At 59.3% G+C, this 15828-nt stretch carries 17 protein-coding genes; 7 read left to right on the plus strand and 10 right to left on the minus strand.

Features of this window, described 5'->3' with window-relative positions; genetic code table 11:
- Positions 1 to 128: 128 nt before the first annotated feature.
- Genes H0S73_RS23325 through H0S73_RS23345 form a run of 5 tightly spaced genes read right to left on the minus strand, consistent with a single transcriptional unit; the run spans position 129 to position 4959 of the window.
- Positions 129 to 923 (minus strand): ABC transporter permease, encoded by a 795-nt coding sequence (locus H0S73_RS23325; protein ID WP_181054605.1) that lies wholly within the window; start codon positions 921 to 923, stop codon positions 129 to 131.
- A complete protein-coding gene (locus H0S73_RS23330; protein ID WP_181054606.1) occupies positions 920 to 1681 on the minus strand; it encodes an ABC transporter permease in 762 nt (253 codons plus the stop codon). The genes H0S73_RS23325 and H0S73_RS23330 overlap by 4 nt, the downstream gene beginning before the upstream one ends.
- Positions 1678 to 2505 carry an ABC transporter ATP-binding protein gene (locus H0S73_RS23335; protein ID WP_181054607.1) on the minus strand — a complete coding sequence of 276 codons (828 nt, stop codon included), beginning with the start codon at positions 2503 to 2505 and terminating at the stop codon, positions 1678 to 1680. Before H0S73_RS23335 ends, H0S73_RS23330 begins: the two co-directional genes overlap by 4 nt.
- A gap of 5 nt (positions 2506 to 2510) precedes the next feature.
- Positions 2511 to 3926, minus strand: coding sequence for an amidohydrolase family protein (locus H0S73_RS23340; RefSeq protein ID WP_181054608.1), 1416 nt, complete (start codon positions 3924 to 3926; stop codon positions 2511 to 2513).
- A 13-nt stretch (positions 3927 to 3939) separates the two neighbouring features.
- Positions 3940 to 4959, minus strand: a complete 1020-nt coding sequence (locus H0S73_RS23345) for an ABC transporter substrate-binding protein (protein ID WP_181054609.1) — start codon at positions 4957 to 4959, stop codon at positions 3940 to 3942.
- Positions 4960 to 5075: 116 nt separating this feature from the next.
- On the opposite strand from H0S73_RS23345, the gene H0S73_RS23350 reads away from it, so the two are divergent.
- Entirely contained in the window at positions 5076 to 6041 is a 966-nt protein-coding gene (locus H0S73_RS23350; protein ID WP_181054610.1) for a MurR/RpiR family transcriptional regulator, read from the plus strand.
- 165 nt (positions 6042 to 6206) lie between these two features.
- Here the strand turns inward: H0S73_RS23350 and H0S73_RS23355 are convergent, their stop codons facing one another.
- Positions 6207 to 7100 (minus strand): LysR substrate-binding domain-containing protein, encoded by an 894-nt coding sequence (locus tag H0S73_RS23355; protein WP_181054611.1) that lies wholly within the window; start codon positions 7098 to 7100, stop codon positions 6207 to 6209.
- Between the two features lie 140 nt (positions 7101 to 7240).
- Between H0S73_RS23355 and H0S73_RS23360 the strand changes: the two genes are divergently transcribed.
- From H0S73_RS23360 to H0S73_RS23375, 4 genes are all read left to right on the plus strand, one after another.
- A complete protein-coding gene (locus tag H0S73_RS23360; protein WP_181054612.1) occupies positions 7241 to 8086 on the plus strand; it encodes a transporter substrate-binding domain-containing protein in 846 nt (281 codons plus the stop codon).
- A 141-nt stretch (positions 8087 to 8227) separates the two neighbouring features.
- Positions 8228 to 9775, plus strand: a complete 1548-nt coding sequence (locus tag H0S73_RS23365) for a M81 family metallopeptidase (protein ID WP_181054613.1) — start codon at positions 8228 to 8230, stop codon at positions 9773 to 9775.
- Positions 9772 to 10728 carry an ornithine cyclodeaminase family protein gene (locus tag H0S73_RS23370; protein ID WP_181054614.1) on the plus strand — a complete coding sequence of 319 codons (957 nt, stop codon included), beginning with the start codon at positions 9772 to 9774 and terminating at the stop codon, positions 10726 to 10728. Before H0S73_RS23365 ends, H0S73_RS23370 begins: the two co-directional genes overlap by 4 nt.
- 4 nt (positions 10729 to 10732) lie before the next feature.
- The gene (locus tag H0S73_RS23375) at positions 10733 to 11998 is read left to right on the plus strand and encodes an NAD(P)/FAD-dependent oxidoreductase (protein ID WP_181054615.1); all 1266 of its coding nucleotides are present in this window, start codon (positions 10733 to 10735) and stop codon (positions 11996 to 11998) included.
- Positions 11999 to 12083: 85 nt separating this feature from the next.
- On the opposite strand, the gene H0S73_RS23380 is transcribed toward H0S73_RS23375, so the two are convergent.
- Together H0S73_RS23380 and H0S73_RS23385 are read right to left on the minus strand one after the other, a co-directional pair.
- Entirely contained in the window at positions 12084 to 12929 is an 846-nt protein-coding gene (locus tag H0S73_RS23380; RefSeq protein WP_181054616.1) for a lysine/arginine/ornithine ABC transporter substrate-binding protein, read from the minus strand.
- Between the two features lie 173 nt (positions 12930 to 13102).
- Positions 13103 to 13813, minus strand: a complete 711-nt coding sequence (locus H0S73_RS23385; protein ID WP_181054617.1) for an IS6 family transposase — start codon at positions 13811 to 13813, stop codon at positions 13103 to 13105.
- Here H0S73_RS23385 and H0S73_RS25565 point away from each other — a divergent pair.
- Positions 13801 to 14112, plus strand: a complete 312-nt coding sequence (locus tag H0S73_RS25565; RefSeq protein ID WP_202050051.1) for a DUF1127 domain-containing protein — start codon at positions 13801 to 13803, stop codon at positions 14110 to 14112. The two genes, H0S73_RS23385 and H0S73_RS25565, sit on opposite strands and share 13 nt — an antisense overlap.
- A gap of 60 nt (positions 14113 to 14172) precedes the next feature.
- On the opposite strand, the gene H0S73_RS23395 is transcribed toward H0S73_RS25565, so the two are convergent.
- Positions 14173 to 14454 carry a hypothetical protein gene (locus tag H0S73_RS23395; RefSeq protein ID WP_181054619.1) on the minus strand — a complete coding sequence of 94 codons (282 nt, stop codon included), beginning with the start codon at positions 14452 to 14454 and terminating at the stop codon, positions 14173 to 14175.
- 17 nt (positions 14455 to 14471) lie between these two features.
- Positions 14472 to 14876: a response regulator gene (locus H0S73_RS23400; RefSeq protein WP_181054620.1), complete on the minus strand. Its 405-nt coding sequence runs from the start codon at positions 14874 to 14876 to the stop codon at positions 14472 to 14474.
- Positions 14877 to 15236: 360 nt separating this feature from the next.
- On the opposite strand from H0S73_RS23400, the gene H0S73_RS23405 reads away from it, so the two are divergent.
- Positions 15237 to 15497, plus strand: a complete 261-nt coding sequence (locus tag H0S73_RS23405; RefSeq protein ID WP_181054621.1) for a PilZ domain-containing protein — start codon at positions 15237 to 15239, stop codon at positions 15495 to 15497.
- Positions 15498 to 15828: the final 331 nt, after the last annotated feature.

Here is a 15828-nt window from a genome sequence, read left to right on the forward strand (position 1 = left end):
ACGCAGAGCAGGACCTCCGAAGAATCGAAATGACGACCTTTCGGCATCATATACCTCCGGAGCCTTCCGGAAGTATGTGCCAGATAAAACTTCAGACGGTGCAACAGTTCCGCTGTTGATCGTCAGGCTCAGCTCCAGTTCTGGCGTACTTTCTTCTCGAATCCTGAAGCGGCAAGGAAGGACACGACCGAAATCACTGTTGCAATAGCACTTGCCCCCAGTGCGCGGCTCATATCGAGATCTGCTCGTGCAGCGTGGAAGAGGTGCCCCAACCCACTGGTCCCCATCAGAAACTCTGCAACCATTGCTGCCAGGATGCTGTTAGCTGCAGCGAGACGTAGCGCCACCGCCCATTCTGGAACAGCTGCCGGAATAGCCAGAAACCAGAGGCGACGAAAGGTAGAAGCACCGAGGACCCGAAAGAGATCATCACTGCCTAGCGGCAGTGCCCGCAGGCCTGCCGACGTGAATACGAAGGCTGGGAAAAACGAGATGATCACGACAATCGCGAGCACCGTGCGAATATCATAGCCGAAGATGCGTGCAAGGACCGGGATGAGGGCCACAACGGGGACCGATGCAAAAATCAGGCCCAACGGCGTCAAAAGGCCTGCCAAAATCCGGGATAGCCACGTCAATATTGCGAGCGCCGTCCCAACAAACATACCAAGGGTTAAACCCGCCATGGCAAGCAACAGGGTCTGTGCCATACTTGCGAAGTAGATCCCGGGTGCAGTGGCAATGTCAGAGACTACATCCAGCGGGCGAGGCATCACAATAGTGTTCAACTGGGAGGCAGTAACCCAGAACTCCCAAAGAAGGACAATAACAAGAATGCCCCACAGGCTTTTCAGGGATGCCAAAAGGCTCCCAACTGCATTTCTGCGGACGCCCGTACCTTCCAGTGGCTGGAGTTCACTCATCGGAATCGCCGTGCCACATAGTGTTGCAGAAGACCAAGCAGGCCGAACAGTGTCAGAGAAACCAGAACTGCGAGGAGAACAGCACTCCAGAGCAGGGGAATCTGAAAATTCTGCATTGCATTGATCACAAGGACGCCCAAGCCACGGGGGGCCCCAAACCACTCGCCAACGATCACGCCAATGAGCGCTGCGGGTGCAGCCAGCCGCATCCCACTGGCAAGAACCGGCAACGCCGCCGGAAGATCGAGCCTAATGAACTGGGTCAGGCGCGTGCCGCCAAGCACTTGAACGAGGTCCTGCAAGGGACGCGGTACGGAGCCTAACCCGGACGAGGTCGCAACATAGATTACGAAGAAGACGCTCAGGGCAGCCAGTGCTGCCGGGGTGGCGTTTCGACCTAGAAATAAAATGAATAGAGGTGCGAGTGCGATGGACGGGATAGCATGAATGAAGGCGCTTGTGCGATCTAAGCCTGGCTTCAGCGAAGGGGTGAGATGGGCCAGGGTAGCCGCAATGATGCCGCAGACCAGGCCGATCAGGTATCCAACAGTCAAAGCTTCGAGGCTCGCGGCAAGTGCGCGGCCAAATAGGCCCCACCGCGCCGGATTGCTCAACAGCGCGAGTACTTCAGTCAGCGGCGGCCAACTCAGCCCAAGCAACCTGAGCTGGCCGACCACTTCCCAGAGGCAGAGAAATATCCCGATGCCAAGCGCGCCAAGCAGCGTTGTTCTCATGCGCTCTGAGGGCATTGCGCTCATATGGTTTGCTCGACAGGTGTTTCCAGTGCGTCTGTGAGCTCATCACAGAGCCGGTGAAACGCCTCGCTTCGCATAATGTCGGCATGGCGAGGACGGGCGAATGGCACGTCAAGTGTGCGGATGACGCGACCCGGTCGACCGCTCAAAACGATGATGCGGTCGGCCAGAAACAGCGCCTCATCGACAGCGTGGGTGACCAGAAGTGTCGTGATCCGCTGCTCGGACCAAATCCGTTGCAGCTCAATGTTCATCTGCCGCCGCGTGACGGCATCCAAGGCTCCAAAAGGCTCGTCCAGGAGGAGAACATCCGGAGTCAAAATGAGCGCCCGTGCGATCGCGACTCGCTGCCTCATGCCACCAGACAGCTGCTTGGGCCGTGCCCGCTCAAAACCAGCGAGGCCAACCAAGCGGATCAATTCTGACACCTGCTTTTCATCGACGGGTAAGCCCGCTACCTTGAAGGGAAGCGCAATATTGGCCGCGACATCCAGCCAGGGAAGTAGGGCATGATCCTGGAACGCGACGCCGAGACGATGCTGCTTCGCGAGTTCAGCGGGTGGTCGGCCGTTCACCTCAACCAAGCCGCTTGTTGGACTTTCGAGCGATGCCACAAGCCTTAGAATTGTGCTCTTGCCGCATCCACTCGGGCCAAGAAGCGCCACAAACTCGCTCTGCCCGAGTTCGACCGACATATCCCTGAGCGCCTGGATCTCGCGACCATCGTCAAGCCGAAACTGCTTGGTAACCTCGGATACCCGGATCAAGGGTGCGGCCGCGGCATTCAAATCGCGCGAGGAGTGGGGCGACAACGTGCTGATCCGCATGGACGTCAGGCCACCATCGCATCAAAACGAGCCATGATTTCGGGGCGCCGCCGAGCCAGGCGGTGCCGGACCTCCTCCATGTCCACCGTCAGGATCTCCCGATCTTTCATAACAAGCTTCCCGTCAACGATCACGGTCCTGACGTCGCGACCGACACTCACCGTCGAGGCGATGAAGAGCGGGTCCTTGGCACCCATCTGATCAGCATCAGTGACATCAACGAGGATGAGATCAGCGCGTTTACCGACTTCCAGACTGCCGATCTCGTCCTCGATGCCCAGCGCCCTCGCTCCGCCCTGGGTCGCAACCTTAAGCAACTCTTCCGCGCTCATAGGAATGCGTGTGTGAAATTGATGCCCAATGCTGGCCTGCTGACCAACCCGCGCCACGTGTGCCACCTGAAACATATCGAGTGTTCCGGCTGAGGCTGCGCCATCCGTCCCTAATCCGATATCAATCCCTCGCCGCCACATCTCCTGAAGGCGGGGAATGCCAATTCCATAGTTGCCGAAGGCGCAATGGCAGGCTGAGACGCGGTGCTTGGCGTAGAGATCAACTTCATCGGGCGACAAGAGCACGGAGTGTGCACAGTGGAGATGTCGGCTGAGTACACCAAGATCATCGAGGTATTCCGTTGGGCGCTTCCCGAAGTTCTCGAGAGCGTAGTCCACCTCGTAGGTGCCTTCTGCAAGATGCGTATGGATCTTGACGTCGAGATCCTTGGCTGCGCTCGACATGGCTGTGATGAGCTCAGGCGTGCAGACGATAATTTGTCGAAGAGAGAGCCAAGCCTTCACCCGCTCCTCGTTCCGCCAGCGCTTTACCAAGCCAACGTTGCGATCATAGGCCTGCTCAGTGGTCATCATCATCGAGCCAGGAACCGTACGTCCCGCAAAGCCTGTATTCTGATCCACTGTTGATAAGGCAACGAAGCCGCGGATTCCAACATCAACGGCTGCCCGCGCCATCTCATCAGGATGCGGACCGCCAGCTTCAGCGAAGCAGGTCGTCCCAACCGAGATCATATTTGTGTAAGCGACAAGTCCGCTCAGATGAACGTCTTCGGGTTCGAGAAGGCTCTCGAACGGGACGAAATAGTTTTTCCACGGCGGATTGCGTAACGGACGCGTCCGGCTCAGCTCCGCAAGCTTGCCGCGCAGGAGTTGCTGGGCCGTATGGACATGGGCGTCGATGAGGCCTGGAAGGGCGATCCGGCCCGATCCATCAATGACGGAGGCCGCCTTGGGCAGGATACTGGCCCCAGCCGATGGGCCGATCCAGACAATACGCCCTCCCGCGATGGCAATAGCCGCATCGGCTATGACCGCCCCAGACTTGTCCATGGTAACGACATCACATCCTTTCAGGAGAATGTCGACATTATCCGGCACGTCCACGTGAGTTGGAGTCGAGATAGCCATGATAGCGTGAACCTCAGAGACCTTGATGCGCTTCAGGAACGACCGTGAAATCAGCTAGCTTGTCGACATCTGGCAGGTTCGTACGCCCTGTTGCCCGGGCAGCCGCATACATGGGCCCACTCATGACCTCCCGATCAAGGGCCAGCCGGAGCTTGCCTTGCTCGTCGTAGCGCGTGAGAGGGATTTGCAGCTCGTTCTGGCGGATCTGCTGTTTCAACTCTAGCCCGAAATCGGCTCCAAATTTCTCTGTAGCAAGGCGGGCCGCTACAGCCGGATCCTTGTCGTTCTCCTGCCAGCCCTGAATGATGCCACGTAGATAGCCAATCACGGCGGGTCGGTTCTGCTCAAGATAAGCGCGCGTCGTCATCAGGACCGCTCCATAAGTGCGGAACCCAAGTTCGTCGAAGCTCACGAAATGGAAGTCCTTACCCCACTTCAGCCCCATCTGCTCTAGAGTAATCGTCTGGTTCACGCCGAAGGCGGTGTAGCCGTCCCCTTCTCCCGCCAGGAGTGGCTCTGGGGAGAAGCCGGCGGGCACTTGTGTCCACTGGACCGGGAGGCCAGCCAACGACAGGGTTGCGTCGATCGCCGTCTTCTCGTTCGGCCCTTGTGCAAGGACTTTGGCACCGACTAGATCCTGAGGCTTGAGGATGGGCTTTTTGGCAAGGGAGATGATGCCGAGTGGGTTCTTGGGAAAGACCGCCGCGATCATGACGAGGTCGTTGCCCTTGGCGACGGCGTCAAGGAGTGGGAACCACGTGCTGTAGCCGAGATCTGCCTTGCCGGCTGCCAGGACAACTGGGGCCGGGAGTGCATTCGGCCCACCCGGATACCATTCGACGCTAACACCATGCTTCGCGAAGAGGTTGCGCTCAAGACTGATCCATTCACCCGCATACTGGACATTCGGGATCCAGCCGATTTGCACCCGAACCTTGGCAGGAGTCTGAGCCAAAGCTTGGCTGCTTGCGTAGGGTATGACAGCGCCGGAAAGTGCCATCATCTTCAGAAAAGTCCGGCGATCCTGGTTCACGACGAGCCTCCTAATTTTCGGTCACGGGGCCGGATAAAATTGTTACAAACGGATGCTACCACATGTTACAATTGATACAATTGACCCTGCGATGAAAATTTGAGCAAAATCGTTCCATGAGTGCTAAAAGTCAGGCCACCTTGCCGGTGTCGGAGCGCATTCGGCGTCACTATCCCGATATGACGGGAGCGCTCAGGACATTCGCGGACTTTGTATTGGCTGAACCCGTCCAGGCGGCCCGTATGAGTATCCACACAGCTGTTCAGGCAGTTGGGGTCTCAGTTGCAACAGCAAACCGGTTTGCACGCGCCATCGGCTTCGGCGGCTACGCCGAGTTCAGGGATGAACTGATCAAAGGCTTCGAAACGGCACTGGAACCAGTCAACCGGCTTGAGCAGCAGATCTCAAAAACATCGACCGCCCTAGAGGTCTTCCAAGCCTCTCTGAGTGAAGATGTTCGTAACGTCCAAAGGACTCTGGAGGCCTTGAATGCGGATATCTGTGCCCGGGCCGTTGACCTCGTTCTCTCGGCTAGGCGCATCTACGTGCTTGGGTTTGACAATGCCGCCAGCTTAGGGTCCGTGCTGGCAAATGGTCTCGGGCAATTTAGAGACGATGTGCGCAGCGTGTCGAACACGGAAGGCGCTTTTGGTGGGGCACGTCATCTCTCTCACTTCGATTCATCCGATCTCGTCATCGCAATCGCCTTCCCTCGGTACATCAAGGATACTATCGAGCTCGCGCGGCTCGCGAAGCTACGACGTATTCCGATTCTGGCTGTAACTGATAATCATCAGTCTCCTCTCGCAGCAATCGCTGATACGAGCCTTTACGCCTTCTCCGAGCGGCAACTCTCCTCCGTTTCCAATGCCAGCGCCTTGGCCATTATTGAGGCACTGGTGGCTGCTGTGGCACACTCCACGCCGAGTTCTGTCCGTCGGGCTGAGGAATTTACATCACTGGTTCTTCCTTGGCTGGAGGTTGGGCCATCGAAGGAACGGACAAGCAAACCAATCCCTGCGAACTTTTCTTCCCCTCCCCCAAGGCTGGGACGTCCGCCCCGAAAGAGCAAAGCCCCTTAACTCCTCAGTAGAGGTTCAAGTAGAGCCCACAATGGAATTGCTGACTTGTTGAACCATCTGAAGTTTTGAGAGCAAATCCGCCGGAGATGAGGCATGCGTGCGATGTCGGCGAACAACTCTTTTGACAAGAAGTCTGGGTCGTCGCCATTGTCTCCCGTACTGGACTCAGGCGGCTAGAAAGGTTTTCCGATGGAAGCTTTCAAGGATCCATTGCCGAACCGCTGTTACGGCCGGACGCCGCTCGTGATCCCCGGCATCAATCAGGAAAAATGAGGCTGGCGCCCGGACACTCTCAGCGAACGGTCGAACAAGAACCCCAGATTCCAAGTAGCGTTGACAGGTCACGTTGTCTCCCATGGCGAGACCAAGGCCACCGGCGGCCGCCTCGATCATCGCCAGATGATTTCCGAGATAATGGCGTCCTCCCGTGAGGATGCTTCCCTGCGGGACTGTCGCCAGCCAGAGGTCCCACTCGTGACCGTTTGCGGCACATAGCAGGGGCGTGTCGGCCAACTCACGGATGTCCCCGCTTGCGAGAAGATCCGGTCGGCAGACCGGGAAAAGATCGGTGTCGGTCAACTGCTCGCTGCGTCGACCAGGCCAGATCCCATCACCATAGCGGATGCACAGATCGACATCGGAGGCGATGACCTCCTTCGGACTGTTTGAGGGACGCAGGTGTAACCGCAGGTCCGGGTACTGCTTCAACAGGTCGCCGACTGTCTTCACGAGCCACAGGCATGTCAGGGCAGGAGGCGCGCTCACCGTGACGTCGCCCCGCACGCTCGGCCGATCCAAGCTGATGACGGCTGCTGCCAGAAGGTCAAACCCGGAACTCAGGGGAGCCAGGAGTTGCTCTCCTGCCAGCGTCAGCTTGAACCGGTTGCCCGCCCGCTCCAGGAGATCGGTGCCGACGAAGGCTTCCAGGGTTCGGATCTGGTGGCTGACTGCTCCGTGGGTCACCCCGAGTTCCTCCGCAGCCCGAGAGATCGAGCGACGGCGGGCCGCTGCCTCGAAGGCCCGCAGAGCATTGAGAGGAGGTAGCCGGCGCGCTGCCATTGTTAGATTTTCTCACAGTTGAGCCGGAGACATTCTCGTTTGCGTGAGCCTATCTGTCTAGAGCAAGGTCTGAAGCTCCTGGCGGAGGCCCTGGTCGCCGCTGGACGGATTTCAGAAACACTCAAAAGGGGAGCGGCTCGGTGAAGCGTTTTCAACTACTCGGCATAGCGACTCTGGGGCTTCTTGCAGCCACAGGCGGCGCCTTCGCACAGGCAAAGAAATGGGAAACCGTGAAGATCGCCACGGAAGGTGCCTATGCTCCATGGAACTTCACTGGCCCCGGCGGCAAGCTCGAAGGTTTCGAGATCGATCTCATCGGCGAGCTCTGCCCGCGGATGAAAGTGAAGTGCGAGATCGTGGCCCAGGACTGGGACGGCATTATTCCGGCGCTCAACGCCGGCAAGTACGACGCCATCATGGCCGGGATGCAGATCACCGATAAGCGGCTGGAAACCATCAATTTCTCGCAGCCGTATGCACGCACCCCCGGCGCCTTCCTCGTTCCCAAGGACTCTCCCCTGGCAAAGGTGCCGAACGACAAAGTCTTCGATATCGGCGCGGATGCTGCGGCGGCTCAGAAGGCCGCTGACGAGATCAAGCCCCTCCTCAAGGAAAAGGTCGTGGGCGTCCAGGGCTCGACCACTCTCGCAACCCTGATGGAGCGCCTGTTCCAGGGTGTAGAAATCCGCGAGTACAAGACTACGGAGCAGCACGATCTAGATCTGGCGGCAGGACGTGTCGACGCTGTGGCCGCCGCCACGACAGCCCTCGACATCACCCTGAGCAAGCCAGGCTTCGAACACTTCGTCATTGCCGGTCCCGGCTTTACCGGTGGTTTCATGGGTCGGGGTGTTGCCGCTGGTCTGCGCAAAGCTGACCAAGACCTGAAAGTCATGTTCGACGAGGCGATCGCATCGGCCCTGGCCGACGGCACCATCTCACGGCTGTCCCAGAAGTGGTTCAAGCGCGACCTAGCCGCAAAGTAATGAACGATCAATGTTGCTGAAAGTGCCCCGCTCGGCTGAGCCGGCGGGGTACGCTGCCTCTTTGCATGGGGACGAGACACGAGGGAGCAGGCGCTTCACCGGTACTCGTCCCCTGCCCTCCTTCAAACCTGGAGTCGGACCATGTCCTTTCGCGTTCTCTCGGCACAGATCATGCACGAGTCGAATTCCTTCAGTGTGCGCCTGACATCCCTTGACCGCTTCGCCAACGTGATCCTGCTCCACGGCGACGAGGCTCTGCGTGCGCTCGATGGGACGAATACCGAGGTCGCGGGCTTCCTGGATGTTGCACGCGAGAAGAACTGGGAACTGGTTCATGTCATCAGTGCCCATGCTAATCCGGCAGGTTGCGTCACCGAGGAGGCTTTCGAGGAAATTGTGCAGGTCGTCGAGGAAGCCGCCTGCCGGGAGCGGGAACGGCTCGATGGGATTCTGCTCGCATTCCACGGCGCCATGGTCACAACCCATTCAGGTGACGGCGAAGGGGAGATTCTTGAACGCCTCCGCGCCATTGTCGGTCGGAATACTCCGATCGCCGCGACCTTGGATCTGCATGCTAACGTCACCAGGCGCATGTGCGAACTGACCGACATTCTGGTGTCCTATAAGACCTATCCGCATATCGACATGCGCGTGGCCGGCCGGCATGCGGGCGAGCTGCTGCATCGGACGATGGCTGGCGAAATCAAGCCACACACCCTCTTCGTGCGCCCCCCCATGCTGGAGGATGCCAATGGCGGCCGCACGGATGTCGGGCCGCTTGTCGCCGTGATGGACCGCGCCCGGGCGTATGAAAGCGAGCCCAACGTTCTCGCGGTGAGCGTCAACGGCGCCTTCCCTTATGCCGATATCGATGAGATCGGCCCAACGATCACGGTGACTTATTCCGGAGATCCGGAGCCCCACCGGCTGTTTGCCGAAGAGATGGCGAAGGCCATGTGGGACATGCGCCATGATCTCGTCAACCGCTTCCTATCCCCTGAGGAGGCAGTAGCTTTCGCACTTGCGGGCGATGCCCGGCCAGTGGTGATTGCGGATTATGCCGACAATCCCGGGGCCGGAGGGTACGGCGATGGAACGAACCTGCTTCGGGCCTTGATTGCGGCAGACGCAGACGCCTGCTTCTGCCCGATCGTGGACCCCGAGACTGCCTCGCAGCTGCAGAGCAGGAAGCCCGGTGAAACGGTATCGATCCGCCTCGGTGGCAAAGTGAACGCGTCCTTTGGGGGCGAGTCCCTTGACCTCACTGGCACGCTGTTGAGCGTATCCGACGGCAGCTACACCTGTGATGGACCGATGTATGCGGGCGTCCACATGTCCTTTGGCCCCACGGCGGTGATCGAGGTTGGGCGCGTTCAGGTCGTCATCGTTACCGAGCCTCACCAGTGTCATGACCTGCAGCAATTCCTCGCCTTCGGCATCGACCCTAGCGCCAAGAGGATCGTCGGTGTCAAATCCATGCAGCATTTCCGGGCCGCGTTTGAGCCGATCGCAAGTCGTGTTCTGGTGTGCGACAGCGGGGCGCTCGCCTCCCCAGACCTGACCAAGTTCACCTTCCATCGTGTTCCGAGGCCGATGTATCCACTCGACCCGAACACTCCTTACAACCCTGAAGTTTTTATCCGCACAGGGCGGTCTGACATGCCGATCGCGTCGGAGAGCAGAGTATGACACAGCCCTCCCCTGCCTGGCTCGATGCCACTGCCGTCTTGGATCGGATGAGGCGCGTTGACGCCGTCGCGGCGATGCGCGAGCTCTTCGAGGCGCACGGACGAGGCCGGGTGACCCAGCCGCCGCAGGTTCTCACCCTGCTGCCCGACAACCGGGGCGACTTCATCACCTACTCGGGGATCCTGCCGGAGGACGGTGTCTTTGGGGTCAAGGTTTCGCCCTATGTGGTCACCCCGTCTGGCGGCAAGGTCACGGCCACGACGGTGCTGATGAGCCTTGAGACGGGACAGCCCTTGCTGTTCTGTGACTCGCTGGCGCTGACAACAGAGCGAACCGCCGCAACAACGGCTTTGGCGGTCGACCTCCTCGCCCAATCTAACGCCGCCGATCTGACACTCATCGGCAGCGGTCCTGTTGCCTTGGCTCACCTGCGCCACGTCGTGCCGCTTCGGCCGTGGCGGCGGATCCGCATCCATTCACGCAATATCTCCGCCAAAAAGGGAGTCTTTAAGCTGCGCCTTGGTGAACTCAGACCGGCTCCTGAGATCGTTGACGATTGCTCTCTCGCGGTGGCGGATGCCGATGTGGTGCTGCTTTGTACATCCTCCGGCATCCCGGTTTTATCCATGGACCATATCAGGCCCGGGATGCTTGTGACCTCGATCAGCACCAATGTTGCACAAGCACACGAAGTCCCACCGGATGCCCTGGCGCGGATGAATGTCTATTGCGACGATCGGTCGACGACCCCGCTCATCGCCGGTGAGATGCTGCTGGCTTCCAAGAATGGATGGTCCCGCGACGACATCCGCGGTGACCTAGGTGAGCTTGCCAGCGGCAAGGCGCAGGCCCCCTCCCCCGATCGAGCCAGTTTCTTCCGGTCAATGGGCCTTGGGATTGAGGACGTGAAGATGGCGCTCGAGATCCTCCGCGTGAGCTCGCACGCTTTCTAACCCAATGACACAGCCAGATCCTGAAATCCGCGTCGACGTCATCGTTCTGGGAGCCGGTATCGTGGGCGTCTCGGCTGCTCTGCACCTCCAGATGCGCGGACGCGATGTCGTCCTGATTGACCGACGCGGCGCGGGCGAGGAAACGAGCCACGGCAACGCCGGGCTGATTGAACGGTCGAGCGTCATTCCCTACGGGGTTCCCCGCGATCTCAGGACCATCCTCCTCTACGCCCTGAACCGCTCCGCAGATGTCCGTTCCGACTGGCGCTTCCTGCCCCGGATCCTCCCTTGGCTCTGGCAATTCTGGCGCGAATCCGCACCCGGATCCTTGAAAAAGGCAGCGGCCGACATGCTGCCTCTCATTGAGCGGTCAGTCGCAGAGCATGAACTCCTTATGATCGAAGCCGGACTCCTGGGGCAATTGCGCCGGACAGGCTGGATTGAGGCATTCCGCAGCCCAAGGTCCCTTGACCAAGCAGCGAAGAATGCAGCGGCTCTCGAGCCTTATGGGTTGCATTTCGATATCCTCGACGGCAAGGCCCTTCGTCAGCGCGAGCCTCACACGTCCGAGACCCTCATTGGCGGAATTCATTGGCGGGACCCGGCGACGGTTCCTGATCCTGGCGGTCTCGTAAAAGGATACGCTGACCTGTTTCTGCGACGCGGCGGCCGTTTCGTTCACGGCGAGGCCCGCACGCTCCAGCAGGACGGCATCGAATGGACTGTCCGCAGCCAGGATGGCTTGGTCCGCGCCAACGATGTCGTAATTGCTCTTGGACCATGGTCCGACACTGTCCTACGTCCGCTCGGGTATCGCGTGCCGTTGGCCGTCAAGCGTGGGTACCATGTGCATTTCCGGCCAAGGGCCGACGCTGTCTTGCACCATCCTGTGGTCGACGTGGACGGCGGCTTTCTTCTGGCGCCGATGACGCGCGGTATCCGTTTGACGACGGGCGTCGAGTTCGCCGCTCGCGACGCAGCTCCAACGCCTCTGCAGTTGGACCGGACAGAACCCCTCGCGCGGGAGATCTTCCCACTTGAGAGGTGCATTGATCCGCAGCCGTGGATGGGATCCCGTCCCTGTCTGCCTGACATGCGTCCTGTCATTGGTGCGGCCCCAAGACATAAAGGGCTATGGTGCGCCTTCGGCCACAACCATCACGGCTTGACACTCGGACCGGCCACCGGGCGATTACTGGCCGAAATGATGACCGGCCGGGAAACCTTCACCGACCCGAGGCCCTACTCGATTGAGCGTTTCATGGCTTGAGCCCCGCTGCTGAGTGCAACGTTAGCTCAGGCCGCAGGACCGGTTACAGACTTAATTGACGGACGTGAGCATCGAACCGCCATCCTCAGCTTTTCGGAGCGATGTTGATCTTGAACCACTTCATGGACAGTTTTTGGATGGTACCGTCCTGAGTGGCACCCTTGATCGCCTCGTTGAGCTTCTGCTTTAACTCGGCATCCTCCTTGCGCAGCCCAATTCCGACACCGTCGCCCTGGATGCCACCGGTGATTGCGGGACCAACGAGAGTGTAGTCCTTGAACTCCGGCTTATCGAGGGTGCCGATAATCGCAGTGGCGTCAGCCAGCACCGCATCGATGCGGCCGGCCAGAAGATCGAGGTCGTGTGCCTCGGTGGTCTTGTACTCCCGGATCTCAGCTGTCCCCTTTAGATACTTCTCGGCGAAGACTGGATGAGTGGTGGAAACCTGCACGCCGATCGTTTTGCCCATGAGGAGCGGCTTCGTGGCTTCAATCGCCCTCTCGGCCTCTGCTCGCTGGCTCACCAGATTATAGGTTTGCCCTGTGCCCTGCATCTTGGCGAGTGGCGTGTCCTTCGCCACCAGATAGCCATTTGGCGAGTCTGCGTAGGGGCCTGCGAAGGCAATCACCTGCTTGCGTTCATCGGTGATGCTCATGCCGGCCATGATGGCATCGTATTTTTTCGCCTGAAGCGCGGGAATAATCCCATCCCAGTCTTGGGCTACGATCTCGCACTTCACCTTGATGCGGTTGCAGAGTTCGTTGGCCAGATCAATGTCGAAACCCTCGAGCTTGCCGCCCGCACCTGTGAAGTTCCAGGGAGCATAAGCACCTTCGGTGGCAATCTTGACGACTCTATCCTGCGCTGTAGCCGCGCCACCTGCCAAGGTGGCTGCGATTACGGCCAGGGCGAAGCTCTTCATGATGTTCATTGTCGTTCCCTTGGCTCTCTTTAGAGCGTACGCTAAAGAGGCTGGATTCTATACCGGGGCGTAACCTATTGAAACCGTCCGAGAGCTAACGAGTGCATTGAGCTGAAGGATACTGTCAACTTGGCGCCGAAGAGGCAAAGCTGCCGCGGGCGCAGCCGTCAGGTCAGTCCACATTAGCCCACGAGGGCAGCACCGGTCGCATCGCGCCAGGTGAGGAAGGCGCGATCGCGAGCAGTCCGATACTCATTGGCAGACACGCGATGACGGCGGAGTTGGAAGTGGTTGTGGATCGGGCTATGGATTGAGAGAAACTGCTGGGCGTGTCGGACGGACTTGAACCGCCTCATGTGGCGCTCTCGTCTTCGGGTGGGCTGATGCGAGACCTCACAGCGATTGTTGAGGTAGCGGCTCTGCCGGTGTTCAATGCCCGGCAAGATCTCACGTTTGGCGGCACCATAAGATCCGAGTTTATCCGCCACGATCACCCTGGGCACGTAGCACAAGCCCTTCAGCAGCTTGCGGAAGAAGCGCTCGGCCGCTTTCTTGTTCCGTCGGCTCTGGACCAGCACGTCCAGCACAGTCCCATGCTGATCAACGGCGCGCCAGAGGTAGTGCAGTTTGCCCCGGATACGGACAAACACCTCATCCAAAAACCATTTGTCTCCGAGTTGCGGCCGGCACCGTTTGAGGCTTTTGGCGTAGACGCGGCCGACGCGCAGGCTCCACTCGCGGATGGTCTCGTAGCTGACCACGATGCCTCGCGCCGCCAGGATCAACTCGACCTCACGCAGGCTGAGGCTGAAGCAGTGGTACAGCCAGACCGCTTGGTTGATGATTTCGGCCGGGAAACGGAAGCCTCGATATGGATTGGATGTCGTGCTCATGCGCGAGACCCTGCCACAGGCTCCGAGCTGTGACCAACCTGACAGTACCATCTGCATGTACCCCGGTGGGAAAAGCCGTTCGATCCACAAACCCTCGCACAGGCCTTGCCCAACCTTCTTCAAGGTCAGTGAACTTAGCCTTGTGCCAAAGTTTGAAGGGGCGCCACTATGGGCTTGTGGGAGGGTGGCACCATTCCCGTGAGACGGCTCGCCAGTTGACAGCCCTGACAGACCGGGAGCTTTCCGACATTGGTCTATCCCAGGGCGATATTTATCAGGCTGCACGTCAAGGACAGTGAATGCTGCGGGAGGGTGGATCTAGTGCACCCTCCCCTTTCCCAAAAATGAACTCACGTACGTCAGTGCGTAGTCGGGCGCGGATTGGCAAGCAGAGGCATCAATGCCCCCCTGAGTTCCGCCATCTGCCGTTCTGTCTCGTTGCGGGCTAGGCCTGCATTTGGATTGATCCGTTCCCGCAGCCGGGCATTCTCAGCAGTCAGCCGATCGTTCTCGGCTATCAGGATGGCTACCTTCTCCTCGGCAACCTTGAGCCGGGCCCGAGCGTCATCCCGCTCCTGCTCCCGGATCTGGGCACGGTCGCGCCAGAGACGTGAGGCAACGGTTTCGTTGTGGTCGGTCACGAACGACTCCTCTTGGGTTAGGCGGCCCTGAGCATCTCGACCGGAGCGTCATCAACCGTTTCAGACAATGCCAAGCCCTTCAATGTCTCAAGCACCCTCATTGGGGTATGTGGCGGGACGAAGACGGCGTCCACTGAGGGACATTCAGTTTTTGGGATCTCTTCGGACAACAGGACAACCGGCCTGTCCGGATTGTGCCGATGATACTCATCGGCAAGGAGCCATCCATCCACCAGCCCAGGAAGCCTCACTTTCGTCACGAGCCAGTCGATTTGAGCCTGCTGCTGGCAGAGCGACAGGAGCCCTGCGTTGCCCGTTGAAACCGCCAAGACCTGACAGCCGGCGGCCTGGAGGATGTTCTCCAGCAGCTCGCGTGTGATGGGGTCATTCTCGATGACAAGAACCGTAGCCGAGGCAAGCATTTTAGGACATCGCGCATTGTGTGGGAGACGTGCCGATGTTCTGCCGGTTTGGTTAATGCTTCCTTAAATTGCCCAGCAGTTGGAGCCAGTGCGCCAAGGCGACGCGCCCCGGATTTGCCGATTGTCACACTCAGCAAATCAGCTCAGTCTCACCTCAGCTGCCTATCACCGACAGCTGTCGACGAGTCCCGGGCCGGCACGGATGTACTGCCTCCCCGAGCTCCTCGTCGGACCTGCCATAATCCGCCCTGGCGGCGGTCAAACAGCAGCGCCGCGCTTTGGACTCGCCACGCCTTGAGGGCAGCCTCACTCCAGCCCGGTCCCTGAAAGGCTTCGTTCCGTCGAAACAGGAACTCTTGCATGAACCCTGTAATGCCTGAGCGTCGATCGAGTGAACGGTTTGCCGTCGGCTTAGAGGGATGGTTCGCAAGCGAAACCACTGGCGATCCGGTTGCCTGTACCGTGTGGGACTTGTCTGAGACGGGTGTGCGGCTGGTGATCCCTGCCCCTGCTGATATTCCTCTTGAGTTCGAACTGAATATCCCAGACAAGGGCGCCGTCGCCATGGTCCGCCTGGTTTGGACCACCGGGAGCCACTATGGAGCGCGGTTCACCGGCTAACTGCAACCATGCCTAACCTTACTCGCGCTGTTGTCGCGATAGGTTCGATATCGCCTATTCCCGCGACGCCACCGCCATTCATGGTATCGAAGCAGTTGGAACTCTGCGAGGATACAGGCAGCGGCCGCAGGAGGCGCGATCCACATGAACGGCAATATTCCAGGCCTGTTCGCCTTCGTCATTCTAGGGCTCGTTTGCATTGCGCTGCTCATGTCTCCATCCATCGTAGCGCTTATTCCACAATAGAGCCCTCAGCCGAGCAGATCATGGAGACGGTGGAGCAGTTGCAGGCTGCTCAAGACTCCAGAAATTAGAACCTGACCAAGTCCAA

Origin of the sequence: Microvirga mediterraneensis (assembly GCF_013520865.1) — a bacterium.
GTDB lineage: Bacteria > Pseudomonadota > Alphaproteobacteria > Rhizobiales > Beijerinckiaceae > Microvirga > Microvirga mediterraneensis.